Source organism: Alkalibacterium sp. AK22 (assembly GCF_000585255.1).
Lineage (GTDB): Bacteria > Bacillota > Bacilli > Lactobacillales > Carnobacteriaceae_A > Alkalibacterium.
In genome coordinates this window covers 1-17,441 of record NZ_JANL01000029.1, presented here as the reverse complement: position 1 = coordinate 17,441, position 17,441 = coordinate 1, and the positions used below count along the sequence as shown (strand labels likewise).

12 protein-coding genes are annotated in these 17,441 nt (G+C 48.6%); 1 reads left to right on the top strand and 11 read right to left on the bottom strand.

The window, feature by feature from the left end; all coding sequences use genetic code 11:
- Window positions 1–18: 18 nt before the first annotated feature.
- On the bottom strand, window positions 19–1,071 hold the full coding sequence (locus ADIAL_RS05855; RefSeq protein WP_034301209.1) for a glycosyltransferase family 2 protein: 1,053 nt from the start codon (window positions 1,069–1,071) through the stop codon (window positions 19–21).
- Between the two features lie 333 nt (window positions 1,072–1,404).
- On the opposite strand from ADIAL_RS05855, the gene galE reads away from it, so the two are divergent.
- Window positions 1,405–2,415, top strand: coding sequence for a UDP-glucose 4-epimerase GalE (gene galE, locus ADIAL_RS05850; protein ID WP_034301207.1), 1,011 nt, complete (start codon window positions 1,405–1,407; stop codon window positions 2,413–2,415).
- 488 nt (window positions 2,416–2,903) lie between these two features.
- On the opposite strand, the gene ADIAL_RS11045 is transcribed toward galE, so the two are convergent.
- The 10 genes from ADIAL_RS11045 to ADIAL_RS11540 all read right to left on the bottom strand — a co-directional run.
- Window positions 2,904–5,321, bottom strand: coding sequence for a family 16 glycosylhydrolase (locus ADIAL_RS11045; RefSeq protein ID WP_051503751.1), 2,418 nt, complete (start codon window positions 5,319–5,321; stop codon window positions 2,904–2,906).
- A 365-nt stretch (window positions 5,322–5,686) separates the two neighbouring features.
- Window positions 5,687–8,806 (bottom strand): hypothetical protein, encoded by a 3,120-nt coding sequence (locus ADIAL_RS05840; RefSeq protein WP_034301206.1) that lies wholly within the window; start codon window positions 8,804–8,806, stop codon window positions 5,687–5,689.
- Between the two features lie 41 nt (window positions 8,807–8,847).
- Window positions 8,848–10,164, bottom strand: a complete 1,317-nt coding sequence (locus ADIAL_RS05835; RefSeq protein ID WP_034301353.1) for a glycoside hydrolase family 30 protein — start codon at window positions 10,162–10,164, stop codon at window positions 8,848–8,850.
- A 241-nt stretch (window positions 10,165–10,405) separates the two neighbouring features.
- Window positions 10,406–11,233 carry a carbohydrate ABC transporter permease gene (locus ADIAL_RS05830; RefSeq protein WP_034301204.1) on the bottom strand — a complete coding sequence of 276 codons (828 nt, stop codon included), beginning with the start codon at window positions 11,231–11,233 and terminating at the stop codon, window positions 10,406–10,408.
- On the bottom strand, window positions 11,233–12,147 hold the full coding sequence (locus ADIAL_RS05825; protein ID WP_034301203.1) for a carbohydrate ABC transporter permease: 915 nt from the start codon (window positions 12,145–12,147) through the stop codon (window positions 11,233–11,235). The genes ADIAL_RS05830 and ADIAL_RS05825 overlap by 1 nt, the downstream gene beginning before the upstream one ends.
- Window positions 12,148–12,229: 82 nt before the next feature.
- Window positions 12,230–13,588 carry an ABC transporter substrate-binding protein gene (locus ADIAL_RS05820; protein ID WP_034301201.1) on the bottom strand — a complete coding sequence of 453 codons (1,359 nt, stop codon included), beginning with the start codon at window positions 13,586–13,588 and terminating at the stop codon, window positions 12,230–12,232.
- Window positions 13,589–13,844: 256 nt separating this feature from the next.
- On the bottom strand, window positions 13,845–14,849 hold the full coding sequence (locus ADIAL_RS05815; RefSeq protein ID WP_034301198.1) for a LacI family DNA-binding transcriptional regulator: 1,005 nt from the start codon (window positions 14,847–14,849) through the stop codon (window positions 13,845–13,847).
- Between the two features lie 75 nt (window positions 14,850–14,924).
- Window positions 14,925–15,563, bottom strand: coding sequence for a YesL family protein (locus ADIAL_RS11040; RefSeq protein WP_051503750.1), 639 nt, complete (start codon window positions 15,561–15,563; stop codon window positions 14,925–14,927).
- Window positions 15,564–15,832: 269 nt separating this feature from the next.
- Entirely contained in the window at window positions 15,833–16,705 is an 873-nt protein-coding gene (locus tag ADIAL_RS05805; protein WP_034301195.1) for a YihY/virulence factor BrkB family protein, read from the bottom strand.
- A 408-nt stretch (window positions 16,706–17,113) separates the two neighbouring features.
- On the bottom strand, window positions 17,114–17,441 hold a 328-nt coding region (locus tag ADIAL_RS11540), incomplete at its 5' end, for a hypothetical protein (RefSeq protein ID WP_231492100.1).

The following is a 17,441-nucleotide window of genomic DNA, read 5'->3' as shown; positions in this document are numbered from 1 at the left end:
GAACTCCTGTCTTGCTTGCTAGTTTTTAAAAAATGTCTTGACCGCCTGAAAAGGTCTGGTATAGTGCCTGGCTGCCTGGTTTCTTGTTTTCATCAGAAACAGGGCATTTTTAGGGTGGTGATTTTTCAATTCGTACAAGAGTGCGTAGCGGAAAGGATTCTTTTCTTCTTTTTTATACGGTCTGATTTTATTCTCACCGATTGCTTGCCAGACTTCACCGGTCCATTTGACTTTATGCGCAGTCTTATGTGGACAGTCAGGGTGCACGAGATTGGCCATCTCCAGGTAGATGACATTAAAGTACTCTTCTGCAATCAAGTCAGAAAAGGCCTCTGCCCTTCCCCAGCCAATAAGCAGTTTCTCAAAGGCCTGCGCAATATTCAGCTCCAGCCGGAAGCGTTCTTCCCGGTAGCGGTTGACGGCAGAGCCTGCATGGGTCACGTAGTGGTAGTAGGCTTTGCGGTTGACCCCCAGTGTGGACAGGTTTTTGTAGACCTCGATATTAAAAAGCGCATCCTGCCCCTGCTTCTGCCGGCCAAAACGGATCTGATGCCGGTCTAAAAAGTCTTTAAGGTATAGCTTGTTCCACAGGGCGTAAGGCGAAAAGTAGTAGACATTTCTGAAGTGATCCCTGAAGCTTTCCTGACTGTCTAGCTGTGGCAGATTGGGTAGCTTATCTTCTCGGGTTTCAGGCTTGCCGGCTTTTTCCTGCGTATAGCCGAAGACCATCACTTCTGCCTGGCGCTGTTTCGCTATAGCCAGGTTGTCTGCCAGCAGCTGGTCGTCAAAGTAGTCATCGGGATCAGCAAAGTAAATGTAATCTCCCTTGGCTTCTTTCAGGCCGCGGTTGCGGGCCGGCCCTGAGCCTTTGTTGTCCTGATGAATCACACGGACTAAAAGGGGTTCTTGCTGGGCGTAAGCGTCACATATCTCTTTTGAGCCGTCGGTTGAGCCGTCATTGACCAGAATGATTTCACACAAAACGTGTTTTTGAGCCAGTGCAGACTCGACAGCTCTAGCCAGGTGGTCTGCTACATTATAGACCGGCATGATAATGGAAACATCAAACATACTAAGCGCCCTTTCGACTTTACGTTTTTTGAATAACAGATAATTTTATCACGGTAGAATCTTGCAATATTATAACACAGAGGATAAGCTTTCACACTGGTTTCATCATTTATTAATAAAGAAGACCTCAGGTTTACACTGATCTGTCAAGGGACTGTAACACCTTGTCCGTTTTCTGTGTACTTCAAAACAGCAACTAGGGGGTCAGCGCTCACATCCTAAACAGCTTTGGCTCTGGGAATATCTAGTGCCAGCCGCTGCAGTTTTGTGATACAATAGGCTCAGTTTAAGAGGTCCATGCATTTATACATACATCTTAAAGGAGCGAGACAAATGGCTATTTTAGTAACAGGCGGTGCCGGCTATATCGGCAGTCACACTGCAATCGAATTGATTCAGGCAGGTTATGAGGTTGTGATTGTGGATGATTATTCCAATTCCAAACCGGCGGTGATTGACCGAATCGAGGAACTGTCCGGCAAGCGTCCGGCTTTTCATGAAGTAAATATTTGCGACAAAGACAAACTGCGCGAGGTGTTTGAGGCTCATGAGCTGGAAGCCGTGATCCACTTTGCCGGCTTCAAAGCGGTCGGGGAATCGGTGTTAGAGCCTTTGAAGTACTATAACAACAACCTGAACGGCACGATTGTTTTGATGGAACTGATGAATGCCTTTGACGTCAAGAACATCGTCTTCAGTTCAAGCGCGACAGTTTATGGGATGAATAATACAGCACCGTTCACGGAAGATATGCCTTTGTCGACAACCAATCCCTACGGCACGACCAAGCTCTTTATCGAGCAGTTTATCAAGGACCAGGCGGCGGCGGACAAGGACTGGAGCGCTGCTTTGCTGCGCTACTTTAATCCAATCGGAGCGCACCAATCCGGCCGCATCGGTGAAGACCCGAATGACATTCCAAACAATCTGATGCCTTATATCACCCAAGTTGCTGTCGGCAAGCGTGAACAGCTGTCCGTCTTTGGTTCAGACTATGATACGCCGGACGGAACAGGTGTCCGTGACTATATCCACGTCGTGGACCTGGCCAAGGGGCACCTGTTGGCACTTGAAAACGTCCTGAAGACGACCGGTGTCGAGCCCTACAATTTAGGCACTGGTGTCGGCTACTCGGTGTTGGATGTGGTTAAGGCTTTTGAAAAAGCAAATGATGTGGCCATCCCCTACCAGCTGGTCGAGCGTCGTCCAGGTGATATCGGGACCAGCTATGCGGATGCCACTAAAGCCAAGGCTGAGCTCGGCTGGGAAACCGAGTTCAGCCTGGAAGACATGTGCCGCGACTCGTGGAATTGGCAGAAATCCAATCCAAACGGCTATGCCTAAAAAGAAGTAAACCAATCAGCCTCATAATAGAAAAGGCCATCCGCTGTGTTTAGCGGATGGCCTTTTTGGGTTTGGAAGGGGTGCGGTCTGGCCCGGTCAGACCATTTCTTCTTGAGAAGCGCGGTCGTTTGCGTTTACCCGTGCCGTTCACTGCCTCATCCTTGCACTAAACTCGACAGGTCACCTGTTCAGTAAAGTTCGCTGTGCATGCAAGTTGCTGAACTACACGGGTTCTTAGACTTGTGGAGTTTGGACACTATGTGCAGAGCTGAACTCGACACTTTCTGCAAATTCCGACACTTGTCCATCAACTAATAAGCTGAACTTGACTGTTCGCCCCCCCTTCCGACAGACTGTATCCGCTCAAGACTAATGCTTCTTGTGCACACAAAAACCCGACCGGCTGCGCTTTATCCGAAGATAAGCGAGGAGTTAACCGGTCGGGCCTTTTATTTAATTATTCACAGAGTCTAAGAAGACGCTGATGATTATTTCTTGCGTTTAAAGAACTTAACTCCCAGTCCTGAGATGACACCTGTCAGACCCAGTGCGCCGACAGTCCAGATGGCTGTCGCTGTTTCAGGCAGTCTTTGCCCTGCAGTGGATTCTGATCTTGCCGGTGTGCTTGCAGTCTGGTCACCTGCCGAATCACTTGAGCTGTCACTTTGGTCTGAGCCGCTCTGGCCCGGGGTTCTATCTTGACCTGGGGCTCCGTCCTGACCTGGGACTCCATCTTGACCGGGTGCTCCGTCTTGTCCAGGCGCTCCGTCTTGACCGGGTGCTCCGTCTTGTCCAGGCGCTCCGTCTTGACCGGGTGCTCCATCTTGACCAGGCGCTCCGTCTTGACCAGGGGCTCCGTCTTGACCGGGCGCTCCATCTTGACCAGGCGCTCCATCTTGACCAGGCGCTCCATCTTGACCAGGGGCTCCGTCTGCTGGGCTTTCTTCGTCAGCTGGGTCTTCTTCGATTGCTTCTGCTGCATTCAGTTCAATGTTGTCCAGCGTCATCAAATAAGGGACATCCGGTGTTGGCTCATTGTTTTCACGGCCAAAACCGAAGAGCAGTCTCTCCGCACCGCTGGCATGGAAGATGAACTCGTAACGCTCTTCTTCTCCATCAACCGGAAAAACTTTAATGTCTTCGCCGGAACCGACCAGTTCGACACGCATATCTCTGGCTTCTTCTGACGACATATCAAAGGCCAGCTTGTAGGTCCCTTCTTCAAGTGTCAGATCCTGGAAGAACTGAATCTGCCACCAGTTCCAGCCCACTTGAGTGACTTCTACATTCAATGTTTCGTCCTCTACTGAAAAGACTCCCCGGCCGGCATTGGGATCAAAATCAGCCAGATTAAAGATATTCCATGTAGACAAGTCATCTGGATTTCCAAATTCAGTGGTCGACTCAAATGAGCCGTCCTCTACTAGGTTGTCTCCGACCGCTTGCCAGTTGGCCGGGTTACGATCCAGTCCATCATCCTCATCTGGCTCGGGTTCTGCATCTGGATCGATAGGGGTAGCAATGGCTTCGTGATTGGCATTAACATCTTCATAGACACGGACATATTCCACCTCGACCTGAGCCGGAAATTCTGTCGTCTCGTCTGGATCACCACCGAACCAGCCGCCCACAGCTAGGTTCAAAATCAGGAAGAAGTCCTGGTTGAACGGGGCTGGATAATGACCATTTTCACTGAACCAGTCGCTTGTTCTATAAAAGAGCTCGTCATTGACATACCATCTGATTTCTTCCGGCTCCCATTCGACCGCGTAGTTGTTGAACTCTGTTGTCCGGCCGTCCTGGAAACGGTAAGATCCTTCACTAAAGGTATTGTTTGGCCAGATTCCACCGTAGTGGATGGCCCCGCTGACCTTGTCTGTTTCAGATCCACGGTTTTCCATGATATCGATCTCACCGGAAGCTGCCCAGCCGCCGTATACATCGTCTTGAGGCATCATCCAAAAGGCCGGCCAGAATCCTTGCCCTTCAGGCAGTTTCATGCGCGCTTCAAAGCGGCCGTATGCCTGGCTGAACAAGCCATCAGAAGTGATCTTGCCGGACGTAAAGTCATAATCTCCGTGTTCATCTGAGCGTTCTTCTTCACGGGCTTGTAGGATCAAACGGCCGTCTTCCACTCTGACATTGTCTTCGTCATAGTACTGCAGCTCATTATTTCCCCATCCGGAAATCCATTCTCCATCATTGAAGAAGCCGTTGCCGATATCAATATTCCATTTGGTTAAATCAAGCGCATCTCCTTCAAACTCGTCATACCAGGTCAGTTCCCACTCTCTTTCTGCAGCGTCTTCCTCTACACCCCCCAGAGAACGGACAGCAATATTGTCGAAAGTGACCGTGTGCTCTGCATCCGGTGTTTCGACACCGTCATGCTGGACATTTCCCAAAAGGAAGTTCAGCTTCATCGTACCGGCCTGTAGGGTGCTGAATTCAACTTCAAAGGTCTGCATTTCTTCAGTAAGGATGTGGTTAGACTGCGGATTACCTGAAAGGTTTGTCCGCTCCAGAGTGACCGGACGCTCGATGGACGACTTGGCATCAAACGAGATGACATAGCGCTGGTTCGCTTCGAGTTCAACGCCGTCTTGTTGGAGCTGGGTGGACCAGCTGATGGGGATATTCCATTCAGGGTGGATCCCCGCAATCGAATGAATAGTCATGATGCCCTGGTTATTTTCAACAGAAAAAGTAGAGTCTCCCCCTTCCCCGTTCCACGTCTCCCAGTGGTCAGTTCCAGAACTGAAATCTCCGTTTTGGACCAGATTTAGCTGAGTCTGCTCTTCTCCCTCGACGGCCTGGACTGGTTCAGTGTTTTGAATCTCATTCAAAACGGCTGGACCCATCAGCAATACACTACATAGGACGGCGACTCTTTTCTTGTTTTTCATCTATTTCCTCCATCTTTTCATTTTTAATTTTTTACTAACAACATAGGTGAGGCATGGCGAAGCGGTTAAATGCCCGTCTGCTTGTATGACACTGCCCCATCAGACGCAGGCCTGTTCTTTATTTACTGGCCATCAAGAAGGCGCCTTCATTTAAGCGTTTGCATAAAAGCGCGGCCTGAAGGATGTATAAATAATAGCGCGGGACTGCTTAAGTGTTTGGGTTCAGGCTTTTTTGCTTTCTCCATGTCAATCAGCCGAAAAGCCCTGCCTGCACCTTCAGTGGTGCAGGCGGCTTTCAGCACTGTCCTGAAAAAGCGCGTGCTCTTTTTCAGGCAGAATCTAAACGGTTCCGTGTTCTTGCTTTTTTATCCCAGTTCGACATCAATCGAAGCGACCTGCTTGCTGCGGACAGCTTCTGCCCATTTGCCGGTCACGCCTGCTGCGTCGAAGCTTTCTGTCTCGCCGGATTTCAGTGTCACGGTGTAGCCTACAGGTGAGACGCTGTTTTCGCCGAAGGTGGCGCGTGACGTCTCATTAGTGTAGGTGACTTTGATATCAGAGAACAGGGTGAAGCTGACTTTTTTGTTGTCGAAGAAGTCTGCCGGCAGGACTGGGTTCAAGCTGAAGGTCAGTTCCTTTTCCTGCTTGAATGGCGTCTTACCGATAAAGAGCTCAACCCACATGTTCAAAAATTCAACGGTCGATCCGCTTAGTCGGGCCACGAAGCCTTTACCGTGGAGGCTTTCATCCGGGTTCGCACTGCTAGCGATAAAGGATGAGTTTTCCAGGATGCTGCGTCCATAAACTTTCGGATCTGTAAAGACGACCAGGCCGGTCTTGATTTCTTCAAAGAATTCGTCGTACAGGCCGACTTTGACCAGTTCCAGCAGATACTTGTAGGCCATGTGCAGGAAGACGGATTCGTTTTCCAGCCAGCCGGGCGTAAAGAATTTCGCACGTCCGAGTTCGATTGGCTCATCCTTGATGCTGGCTGACGTCTTGTACATGCCCAGTTTCTGGTCGTACAAGTCAGAAGCCTTGACTTGCTGGTACAGTCTACGGGCATCCGTGACGTCTCCACTCAGCTTCATCTTCTTGACGACGCCTTCTAAAAATGGCGTGACTGGATGAGGCTTCATCGCGGTGATTTCTTCGCCGTCTAGTTCCACTTCAAAGTAGAAGTAAGTCGGAACCAGCTCGGTTTCCACCTGCTCAAGGGAAGCGATGGCTTTGGTCATGATAGCGTCAAAAGCGGCCGTGATTTGGGCTGCGGCTTCCTTGTCCAACTTGAGTAGGTCAAAGCCTTCCACACCTTTGATTTTCTGGCGGTAAGCTTCACGGGTTTCGGTGATGGCTTTCCAAGCGTTTAAGTCAAGCGCGTCGATACCATTCAGGGTCTCTTTTAGATTCGTGACAAATGCAATGGCTTCAGCTGGAAGGGTCACACTGTCCTTGACTTCAACGGCTTTCAAGATATTAACTAGGCGGCGGGTTTCATACAGCTCGGATGTCCCGGAGCCGAACATGCCCGGCAGGCCGTTCATGGCATCGTTCCAGCCTGGCTTGCCACCTTCCATCTCGATACCGAGTCCGTAAGGTGCCAGTGTGGAAATCTTGTTGGCTGCTAACAGCAGCAGTTTAGAGAACAGGTTCGTTTCGATAATCTGCCCGTCTTTGGCAGTGATCCACAAATCTTCGCCCTGCTTCTGTCTGTGCAGTTTGTCTTCATTTTCATCGACCGCATCATACTGGCGGATGCCGGCTTTGGCATGGGTCAGCTTGTCTTTCAGCGGGTTGACGCTGGCTGGACTGTTGAAGAAGCAGTAGGAATCATTGAAGAAGGCGTCATCGGCCTTGTCCGGATACACAGCCAGGTAGCTGTCAATCAGATCCAGGTTGTAGGTCCAGTGATCGCTCCAGAAGCCTTCGCCGTGCTCGGCCTCCAAGGCTTCCTTGCTTAAGCTCAGTACATCCGTCAGGAAGGACTCGAAGGACACGGACAGGTCAATGTCTTCTTCCATGACGAATTTCTTCAAACTGCCAGGCGTAAAGCCTTCTGTAGCGCCCTTGACCCACGTGTCTTGCTGATCTTTTGAAAAACCGTACGCTGTCAGGTCGATGGACGAATCCTGCAAGGTGTACTTTACGGTCTTGATTGCTAGCGGGTTGTAGCCGTCCAGCTGGATTAGGCTCATGAACTGGCGGATAGTGCGGTCTTCCAGACGCGGTTCAAAGAAGATATCCAGTCGTCTGTTCTGGTTCATGTCACGGTAGTTTCCATTTCCCTGTGAGAAGTACTCCGGAGAGATGGAGAAGAAGTTGTAGTCTCTTTCCAGATCGCCGTGTTTACGGGAATAGAGGTAAAATACCTGCTTGGCGTTTTCGTTTTCGAAGACGATTGGGAAGCCGCCGCGGATGCCGTTATCCAGATAGTTCTGCTTGATGTAGCCATCAAAAAGTTTGTTGGCTGTTTGGGTTTCGATGCGGCTGGTCATGTCCTTGGCCAGTGTGAGTGCAGACGCCTTGTACGCCTGGAGGCTCTCAGCTGACAGCTTGCTGTCGATAAAGGCCTGGGCGTCTTCACGCTTGTCGACCTGACCGAATACGGACGTCAGGGTGATGGTTTCCTTGGGTCCAACAGTCACGTCAAAAGGTGTGAAGGCACAGGATACTTTGTTAGTGCCAATCTGTCCAGACTCGTCTAGCTGGTCCTTGCCGAAGAAGTTTTTCGGCTGCGCCAGTGTCAGGTCATTGCCGAACACAACATCGCGGTCAAAGATTGGCTTGACGAAGGAGGCACCGGCTTCAGACTGAAGCAGAGTCACATAGAAATTCCCTTGGTCAGACTGATCCACTTTGGCATCATCAGCCGTGCTTCCGCGCAGGAAGTAGTAAGCAAAGGTCTCATCGACCAGATGCGCGTCAAACCAGCTCTTGAAGGTGTTGGAAATGGACTTGAAGCCCGCATCGTCCACATTCGCTGGGAACATGCTGGCCAAACCGTCCAGGCCGTTCAGTTCCAGTTTGTCATTCCCATCGTTGGTGAAGGTTACTTCACGGACCAACCCCGGAATAGCCTGGTGTGGCAGCGTGTAGTAGGTGACGGTCATGGTCAGGCCGTTAGCTTTGTGGCTGTGTGTCAGCTCCAGGCTATTGTCGTCGATACGCAGGCTGTCTTCAATGTCGTCCCCCTCAGCTGCAAAAGGCTCGTAGGCAAAAACCGACTCGCCCCGCTTCCCTTTCAGGAAAGTACGAAATCCTTGAGTCGGGACCAGCTGGTAGGCCCGGTTAGCCGGAAGAAATTCCAGCATGGCGTTGTCTTTATTGTCGACTCCAAAACTTGCCATCGCTTGGCCTCTGTTTACGTAAAAAGCCCATAGCGGGATACCGTCTGTACCGGAAATTCCTGGAAGGAAACTGGCGAACGGGCTTGAATTCTGGAAATCAGTGATTTGAAACTTGCCGTCTTCTAATAGTTTATACACTCTCTTGTCAACCTTTCTACTTGTGATGCCTATGTTCTATTTTATTTGTTTACAGTGGTGATGCTGTGGGCCGGCAAGTCTACTTGAACTTGCGTCCCGTCCATGTTTAGAGTCAGTGCTTTTGCTTCTTCGGTTTCGTTAAGCAGTACAACTGCTGTGGACTGGTCTGTATTGATGAACGCTACGGCAGACAAATCGTCTGCTTTCTTATCGAGATGCACACGCTTGGCACCTGGTCGGATAAACTTGCTCAGGTGGCCGAGGAAGTAGAAGGAGCTGTTGTAGTGAATCTCCTTGGTCTGTGTATCCACGATTATTGGTGCGTCACACAAGTTGCCGACATGGTTGGGTCCGCCGGTCTCGTCCAGGACAATGTTCCAGTCCAGGAAGCCTTCCAGCCAGTTGTTCATGTCGCCGATGATGTTGCGGGCATAACGCTCGCCGGTATGCCAGGCCCCCAGCTGTACGCCGCCTTCGATGCAGCCTTCAGTGAAGATCAGGTGCTTGTCTGGATACTTGTCGTGAACCTGGGACAGCTGGCTGAAGTCTTCAGACATATACCAGTGGTTTCCCACTCCCCAGACAAGCGGGTTGGCCTCTTCGTCTTTCAAGACCGTGTCGGCCCGTTCAAAGAGAATGTCCCGGTTGTGGTCCCAGATAATGATGTTAATATTCAGATTTTCTTTTTTGAAGACGTCAGACAGGGCAAGAACCATGTCCTTTTCTTCTTCCGCTGTGAATTCGCATGAATCCCAGGTCTGTGTGGCAGCCGGTTCATTTTGAACGGTGATGGCTTCGATGTCGAATCCTTTAGCTTTCATTTCCTTTAAGTACCGGGCAATAAATTCAGCGTACAGGCCGTAGTATTCTTTCTTTAGCTTACCGCCGTTATTGCGTTCGCCGTTGGTTTTCATCCACTGCGGCGGGCTCCACGGGGAAGCCACCAGGGTCAGAGGCTGACCGGCGATTTCCTGTGCTCGTCTGAGAGTCGGCAGGACCCACTTCTCTTCGCGCTCCAGGGTGAAGCTGTTTAGACTTTCGTCGTTTTCTTCTATATAGTCATAGTTTTCCAGAGAAAAGTCACAGCTGGCAATATGCAGACGTCCCAGTGTGTAGCCAAGGCCGTCTGTCTGATCAAAGTAGGCTTTCAGAATTTCTTCCTTCTTGTCTTCGGGCAGCTTGTCCATGGTATAAGTAGCTGCTTCCGTCAAAGCTCCACCGAAGCCCATCCAGGTTTGGTAGGTCTTTTCTGTGTCGACGGTGATGTGTGCTGATCCTTCTGCTGCTGTCAGGTTCACGTCCTGCAGAAACTGCTTGCCGGCCTTTGTAGACTGAACGGCTGTTACGTGCGTTGTCATGTGAATTTTCATCCTCATTTCCTTCAGTATGCTTTTTAAGTGATATTTATTGATAAATGCAAAAGTTAACCGCTTAACTTTTTAAACTGGACGATTATGCAGAAAAATAAAAACAGGGGCATACCTGCTTTTTTTAGCTGTATACCTACCGTGCTCACGGGTGTTTGACGCCTTATAAAAAGAGCACTATCCTCTATATAACGTGCATAGATTATAGTGCTCAGATTATTGCGTCAGATTGTTATCCTTTAACCGCACCTGCAGTGATACTTGAGATGATGTATTTGGATAAGAATATGAAGGCTATCATAATTGGGACAACAGAAATGGCGACGCCGAGATAGATGGCTCCCAGGTTCTGCGCCACAGGTGATCCCTGAAGCTGTCTGATCATGATCGGTAGTGTATACAGACGGGGCGAACGAATGATAACCAGCGGGAACAGGAAGTTGTTCCAAGATCCGATGAAGGTGAAGATTCCCATCGTTGCGATCGCAGGCATCAGGATTGGCAAGACCAAACGGTGGAACATGTAGGTCTCACCGGCTCCGTCAATGCGGCCGGATTCCAGAATGGACATCGGCATCGTGGTCACCAGGAACTGTCTGAAGAAGAACACGGTGAACGGCGCCGCAATCGCTGGAATAATCAGCGGCCAGTAAGTATCCAGCATGCCCAGTGTGCTTGACAGGTCATACAGACCAATCAGACCCAGCTGGCCTGGCACCATCATCATGACAATGAAGACGATAAAGATTGCGTTTTTACCTTTGAACTGATAAACCACCAGGGCAAAAGCTGTCAAGGCCGAGAAGTATGAGTTCAGAACGGTTACCGCAACTGCGATGACCAGACTGTTTCTGAACCCGATCCAGATATTGATGTAGCTGTCTAGAACAAAGTAGTTGTCGATAAGATTCGTGCTTGGCATCAAAGAGAAGCCACGCAAAATTTCTGAGTTTGAACGGGTTGCATTAATGATCATCATGTAAAAAGGTACAAAACAGATGATAACCAGCAGGCCCAGGAAGAAATAAATAATGCCTCGTGCTGCTTTCAGTTTATCCATTATTTAGTTCCCCCTTTTTTCACTTTCACCTGTCCACGGTACATGGATTTGAACGTGATGGCTGAGAAGACAACCGTGATCAAAAATAGTCCGTAGGCAATGGCTGCCGAATAGCCGAAGTTGGCAAAGCTGAAGCCCTGGTTATACAGATACAGCACCATCGTGTTCAGTGCCCCTCGAGGAGCTCCTCGACCATCCGTTAAGAGCATCGGCAAGTCAAAGATCTGCAGTCCACCGATAATGGATGTAATAAAAACATAAAGCAGGATCGGTTTCAGCTGTGGGATCGTAATCTTAGTAAATGAGTCCCACCAGTTAGCGCCGTCAATAAACGCGGCTTCATAGAAGTCAGTCGGAATACCGGAGATACCGGCCATCAGGATGATGAAGGTATTCCCAAACCACATCCAAGCACCGATCAGAGCGACCCATGACTGGGCATAGGTTGGGTTGTTCAGCCAGTTGATTGGTCTGGAAATGACTCCAAGACTCAGAAGCATCTGGTTCAATGATCCGAAGTTCCAGTCCAGCAGGATGCTGAACAGCAGGGCGACGGATGCAATCGTAATGATATTCGGTAGGAAGAACAGGGCTCTGAAGGTATTAACGCCTTTTAGTTTCAGACGGATATCTGTAAAGAGCAGCGCCAGAAGCATCGCTATGCCTAACTGCAAGGCAAAGTTCATTCCCCAAATTCTGATGGTATTAAAGAAAGCTGTAAAGAAAAAGTCATCTTGTATCAGACGTCGGTAGTTGTCTAGTCCGATAAAGTCAGCATTCTCGATTCCGCCCATTCCTGTATAGTTGGTAACGGAGTAGTAAAATGTAAGTAGTATAGGATAAATATTAAACGTCAAGAAGACGATGACGAACGGAGCAATAAAGAGATATGCTCTATTATCATTTTTCTGCATAATCAATCGGTCCCTTTCTATGAGCCATGCTTTAAAGATAAAAAGGGTGCCAGAGAATCGACACCCCATCTAACTGTGTTTATTAGTCTTGAGGAACGTTAATTTGTGGGAAGGCGTTCTGTACTTCTGCGTAGAATTCTTGAAGCGCTTCTTCCTCTGTCAAGTCCCCTTCAACGTATGCTCCGACAGCTGATCCGAACATCTGGTCCAGACGCTGGTCGTAACGTGTGATGTGACTTGGGTCGATGTTTTCAGCTTCAGCCAGGAAGAATTCATAGTGGTTTTGTCCACCCAGGAACTCATCTTCGTATCCTTCAGATACTTCTTCCATAACGCCGGTGTGGCTCAGTACATCTCCTGTTTCCTGTACCCATTCAGTCAGGAATTCTTCGTCGTTAACAAGCATTTGAATGAATTCGAAGGCCAGGTCTGCATTTTCAGACCCTTCGTAAATACCGATCCATGTTCCGCCACCGAAGTAAGATGATGGACCATTTGTTACAGCCCAGTCGCCTGCTGTTTCTGTTGCGTCTGTTTTAAGCACGTGCGGCAGTCCCCATGATGGTAGAGAAACACCAAATACTTCAGTTGTGCCGTCTGAATCGTCTGCGTCGTCCAGATCATCCCAGCCCGCGTTGTAAGTGATTGGCTCATTGAATGAGGCGAACCATGAAGGTGACCATGCTGGGGCCAGTGCTGTAAAGCGGTTGTCTCTCAGCTCACGCGCAAAGTCAAAGTAAGACAAACGTTCTTCAGTCATGTTCAGGTTGTCGTCTTCGTCTACCCATGGAGCTGGGTTGTTACCCATTGTGAATGGTGAGATAGATCCTTCATCCGGGAACAGACGGTAGCCTGCGTCAGACAGCATTTGTCCAGCTTCCATTAGACCTTCCATTGTCGAGAACTGTTCTCCCATTTCGTCTGGATCGTCAGTACCGAAGACTTCTTCAGCAATGCTTCTGCGGTAGAAGATTCCACCCGGTGTCGTCTGCCATGACAGGGCCTTCATGTTTCCGTCCTGTGCACGTCCCAGTTCCCATACATACTCAACATACTCGTCAGACCATTCTTCAACGCCAAATTCATCCAGGTCCATCCAGTAATCCTGTTCAATCCAGTCCAACAGGTAGACAATTTCAGCTGTGAAAATGTCTGGCGCTCCGCTTCCTGACTCAAGAGCCGGACGTAGCGTGTCTACATAGTTTTCAGTCGGAATGATTTGAAGGTCGATATTTACGCCGTGTCTTTCTTCAAAGACTTCGATTGGATACTGAAGTTCATCCGTGAACGAGTTGATGACCAAATCGACTCCGCCGCTTCCGCCGTTAGAGCTTCCGCTGTCGCCTCCGCCTTCACCAGCTGTATCTCCGTTGCCGTTTCCACATGCTGCCAGTAGTACTGCTCCACATAATAGGCTTGCTAGTTTCCATGAATTCTTCATTTTTTTCCTCCCAGAAAATGTTTTTTAACTTGGCTTAAGCGCTTAAGGTTGTAGTCAAATAAAAAGAGGTTATCGCCTTAACCGCTTAACTTTTACTTAAATAAAAAATATTGCTTATTTATTGCTTATCCATAATATACCTGTTCTTGTTACCGATTACAATACCCTTTTCAAAGAATTTCACCTACTTTTTGTCATTTTTGTGACGCACCTGTCACGATTAAGCGCTTAAATATTACAGAAAGGGCGCCGTTACTCAATTTATGCGCTTAACGGACTGTCGTTTCACCAGTGTAACCGGCACCATTTTTCTAATATCTTTACCTGACTCTTCTGTATGGCTAATTTTATCCAGCAGCATGATTGCTGCTTGCCGCCCGATCATTTCCTTGTCCTGACGAATAGTTGTCAGAGGCGGATCGATATGCTGGGCGAGCTTAATGTCATCAAAGCCGATAACTGAAATGTCCTCGGGAACTTTCAGACCCGATTCTTTGATCACACGGATGGCCGCAATAGCCATTTCATCTCCTGCCGCATACACAGCTGTCGGCTTGTCTTCCAGTGACAGCAGTCGGATCATGGCTTCTCTTCCACCCGCCTGTGAGTAATAGCCTCCGTCGACCAGATATTCCGGCCGAACTTCTAATCCATTGGCTGCCATGGCTTCTTTGAAACCTTCCGCCCGCTGGATTCCTGCGTATGTCGTCTGATCTCCCATGATATGGGCGATCTTCTTATGTCCGCAGTCTGCCAGATGATTCACTGCCAGTCGGCTTCCCGACCGGTTGTCGCTGTAGACAGATCCCGGTTCGCTTGTCGGCCGGTCGATATATACCGCCGGTATGGTCATGTTGATGTCCCGCAGCTCGTCTTCTCCAAAAGACTGAATAACGGCAATCCCGTCCACTCCTCTGTGAAGCAAGTGCTTGTAGGTCTCTTCCTGTAGTCCCATATGTCTGGACACAAAGAGCAAGTCATAGTTGTACAGTTCAACATGCTTTTTGAACCCTTCAATGACCTGACTGAAAAAAGGATGAGCCAAGCCGAAGCCCAGATTTTCATCAAACACAATCCCAATAATCCAGGATTTGCTTGTTGCCAGTGTTCTAGCAGAAGAATTAGGGGTATAATGCAGTTCGTTCACTGCATCCATAATTTTAACTCTAGCCTTATCGCTTACATGCTTGTTGTTCAACGCCTTGGAAACCGTAGCGATAGAATAACCCGAATGCTTTGCGATATCATATATTGTCACCATACTGTCTTCTCCTATCGAAAGCGCTTTACATAATTAAATATAGCTTTGTTACATAAGAATGTCAACTGTTTTTTGCTAAATGGATTTGTTTCTGATTTTGATGCGATTAAAGGCTTTATTCATGATCCATTCGGTAACGAAAGCATATAAGGATACCAAGAAAAACAGCACCATCGCAGGGATATAGCTGAATATCAGAAACTGAATAAGAAACGTGTGCAAGATGATCAGAGCGGAGACTGGCGAAATCAGTGTTACCCAGAATCCCTGCTTGATTGCAGTCAGCATCGGCTCATTATTTTCCAGATAATAGCCGATTGAAAAAGTGGCCGTTACGATGACCAATGCACTCAAGGCTATTAATGCCGGCAAGACGACCATCTGAATGAACCCACTCGGTGGCAAGGCCTGAATAATTTGGATGTCGACATACAAAAAAGCGGCTACGGCAAGCAGGATAAAGAAGTAGATGTTGCCGGCTTTGAAGTGCTTTTTATACTCAGCTTTAAATTGACTGAATATATGCACCAAATCTCCCTGACGCAGTTTTTTTCTAACCAGCGAAAAGACACTGAGTGTTGCAGGGCCGATCCCGAAAAAAAACAGACCGAGCAAGGTGAAGCCAACCCAAAGCAGGTTCAAGTAAGCCAAAGTCATAATCCATTCCAGGGCTGTCATAAAGACATTCGTTGTATTGTTTGATGGGTTTTCCATAAGGCAGTCCTCTCTTTAAAAAATGGTTTATACTATAGTAGACATTCGTTCTCACGCTTTCACTTAACAGCTGATCAAGTGCTATTGCCTGATGATGTAAGCCTGCACAGTATCTGGGCTTTCGATTCAGAACACAAGGGAGTCTTTTAGTGGAAAACGAAAGCTTTTTGTGTAAGGTGTATGGCGCGTTTTAAGCTGTAGGCATGTGCCTAGTTCAGGCCAAGGTGTATGACTGACCATTAGCTCAAACGCTGCCTGCTGCTGTGAGATTACTTGCGCCTTTCAACCAAGCGGATCAGGCCGGTTTTTCTCAGGGCGCGTATAAATTTACTTTTTTCATTCTTGGCTGTTATGGCGCCTTCGGTCATTTTCATGACCGTAGCGTTGATTGACCCCCCTGCCAAAATAGCCAGAGACATTTTCTGAATCAGAGCCAGCAGGACCATGAAGCTTCCGGTTAACGTAAAGAACGTCGATTCATCCGGAATCTGGTAAATATACAGCCGGTAGCCAATGATACCAATGATCATCGCGCCTGTTGAAAAGAGCGCTCCAGGAATGACATTGTGGATTTTCTGAAAGACGTTGGGCACCAGATAGTAAAGCAGGCAGAAGGTTAAAAAGGCCAATGGGATAAAGGTCAGCCATCTGCCTGCTGTAGTGGCGGTGAAGGTCTGAATAAAAAAGACGATACCAGTGATCCAGACGGCAAAGATAAAGGTCAGCAGAAAAGCCAGTACCCTTAGAACGACGATATTCTTGCGGTTTTTCACACCGTAAGCCCGGTTAAGTCCCATGAGTGTACTGGCCATGGTCCAGCTTACTGTCCATACTGTGGATACTGTTGCAATCAGCAGGATGCCGACATTGGAGTTTTCATAAATGATTCCCATGTCATTAATGATTTGTTCAGCCAGTGGCTCTGGTGCGACCCGGTTGAAAAACCAGATCATGCCGCTTAAATTCTGCTCCAACTGCTGGAGCCAGTTAATGATTCCTACAATAAGTGGAAAAGCGGTCAGCAGAATGTAGTACGTCACAAAGGCAGAATGCTGCCAAATTTCTCCGTCTCTTACCCGATCGGAAAAGTCCTTGACCCAGTCTTTTTTGGGTATGTATTTTGCTATTAAATCCAATTTCATACTGCCGTTCCCTTCTCTAACGCTGCTGATCATCTCTTTGATCAGCCCATTCCTTAATTCTTTGACAAGCTTACCAGATTCTCTACTCTTTCGCTACATTTTCGTAAGAATCCAGCTGAGGCTAGTCAAACGGTTTAGCTAATGAAGACAGACGAAAAGGTGCAGTGACCAGACAGGCTCTCTTGCACCTGTCTCCTTCTGTCGCTGCACCTGTAAATCTCACTTCGCCGTCTGCTGCCGTAGCTGCCTATTCTGATATATCAGCACCCTACGGTTTTTATGATGGTCATCCTCGCCTGGTGCGAGGATGGTCTTTCTGAAAGAGCTTTGAGGAACACACTCGTCTCAGACGAGTGTGGTCTTATGGCGTTGCCGGGAAAACCTTTTTTGCAGCACAACTCGGGACTGTTACCTTCGGAGTTGCCGCACAAACGTGATTTGCGGCGCAGCTCGGGACTGCTTTCCTTTGGAGTTGCCGCACAAACGCTGTTTGCGGCGCAGCTCGGGACTGCTTCCTTTGGAGTTGACGCGCAAAGGTGATTTGCGACGCAGCTCGGGACTGCTTTCCTTTGGAGTTGTCGCGCAAACGTGATTTGCGGCGCAGCTCGAAACTGTTTCCTTTGGAGTTGCCGCGCAAAGGTGATTTGCGGCGCAGCTCGAAACTGTTTCCTTCGAGTTGACGCGCAAAGGTGATTTGCGGCGCAAGTCGGGACTACTTTCTTTCGAGTTGCCGCGC

What these genes read in the sequence shown, in the direction of transcription:
- ADIAL_RS05855 (WP_034301209.1), bottom strand. Translation starts at nt 1,071, where the DNA reads ATGTTTGATGTTTCCATTATCATGCCGGTCTATAATGTAGCAGACCAC.
- galE (WP_034301207.1), top strand. Translation starts at nt 1,405, where the DNA reads ATGGCTATTTTAGTAACAGGCGGTGCCGGCTATATCGGCAGTCACACT.
- ADIAL_RS11045 (WP_051503751.1), bottom strand. Translation starts at nt 5,321, where the DNA reads ATGAAAAACAAGAAAAGAGTCGCCGTCCTATGTAGTGTATTGCTGATG.
- ADIAL_RS05835 (WP_034301353.1), bottom strand. Translation starts at nt 10,164, where the DNA reads ATGACAACGCACGTAACAGCCGTTCAGTCTACAAAGGCCGGCAAGCAG.
- ADIAL_RS05830 (WP_034301204.1), bottom strand. Translation starts at nt 11,233, where the DNA reads ATGGATAAACTGAAAGCAGCACGAGGCATTATTTATTTCTTCCTGGGC.
- ADIAL_RS05825 (WP_034301203.1), bottom strand. Translation starts at nt 12,147, where the DNA reads ATGCAGAAAAATGATAATAGAGCATATCTCTTTATTGCTCCGTTCGTC.
- ADIAL_RS05820 (WP_034301201.1), bottom strand. Translation starts at nt 13,588, where the DNA reads ATGAAGAATTCATGGAAACTAGCAAGCCTATTATGTGGAGCAGTACTA.
- ADIAL_RS05815 (WP_034301198.1), bottom strand. Translation starts at nt 14,849, where the DNA reads ATGGTGACAATATATGATATCGCAAAGCATTCGGGTTATTCTATCGCT.
- ADIAL_RS11040 (WP_051503750.1), bottom strand. Translation starts at nt 15,563, where the DNA reads ATGGAAAACCCATCAAACAATACAACGAATGTCTTTATGACAGCCCTG.
- ADIAL_RS05805 (WP_034301195.1), bottom strand. Translation starts at nt 16,705, where the DNA reads ATGAAATTGGATTTAATAGCAAAATACATACCCAAAAAAGACTGGGTC.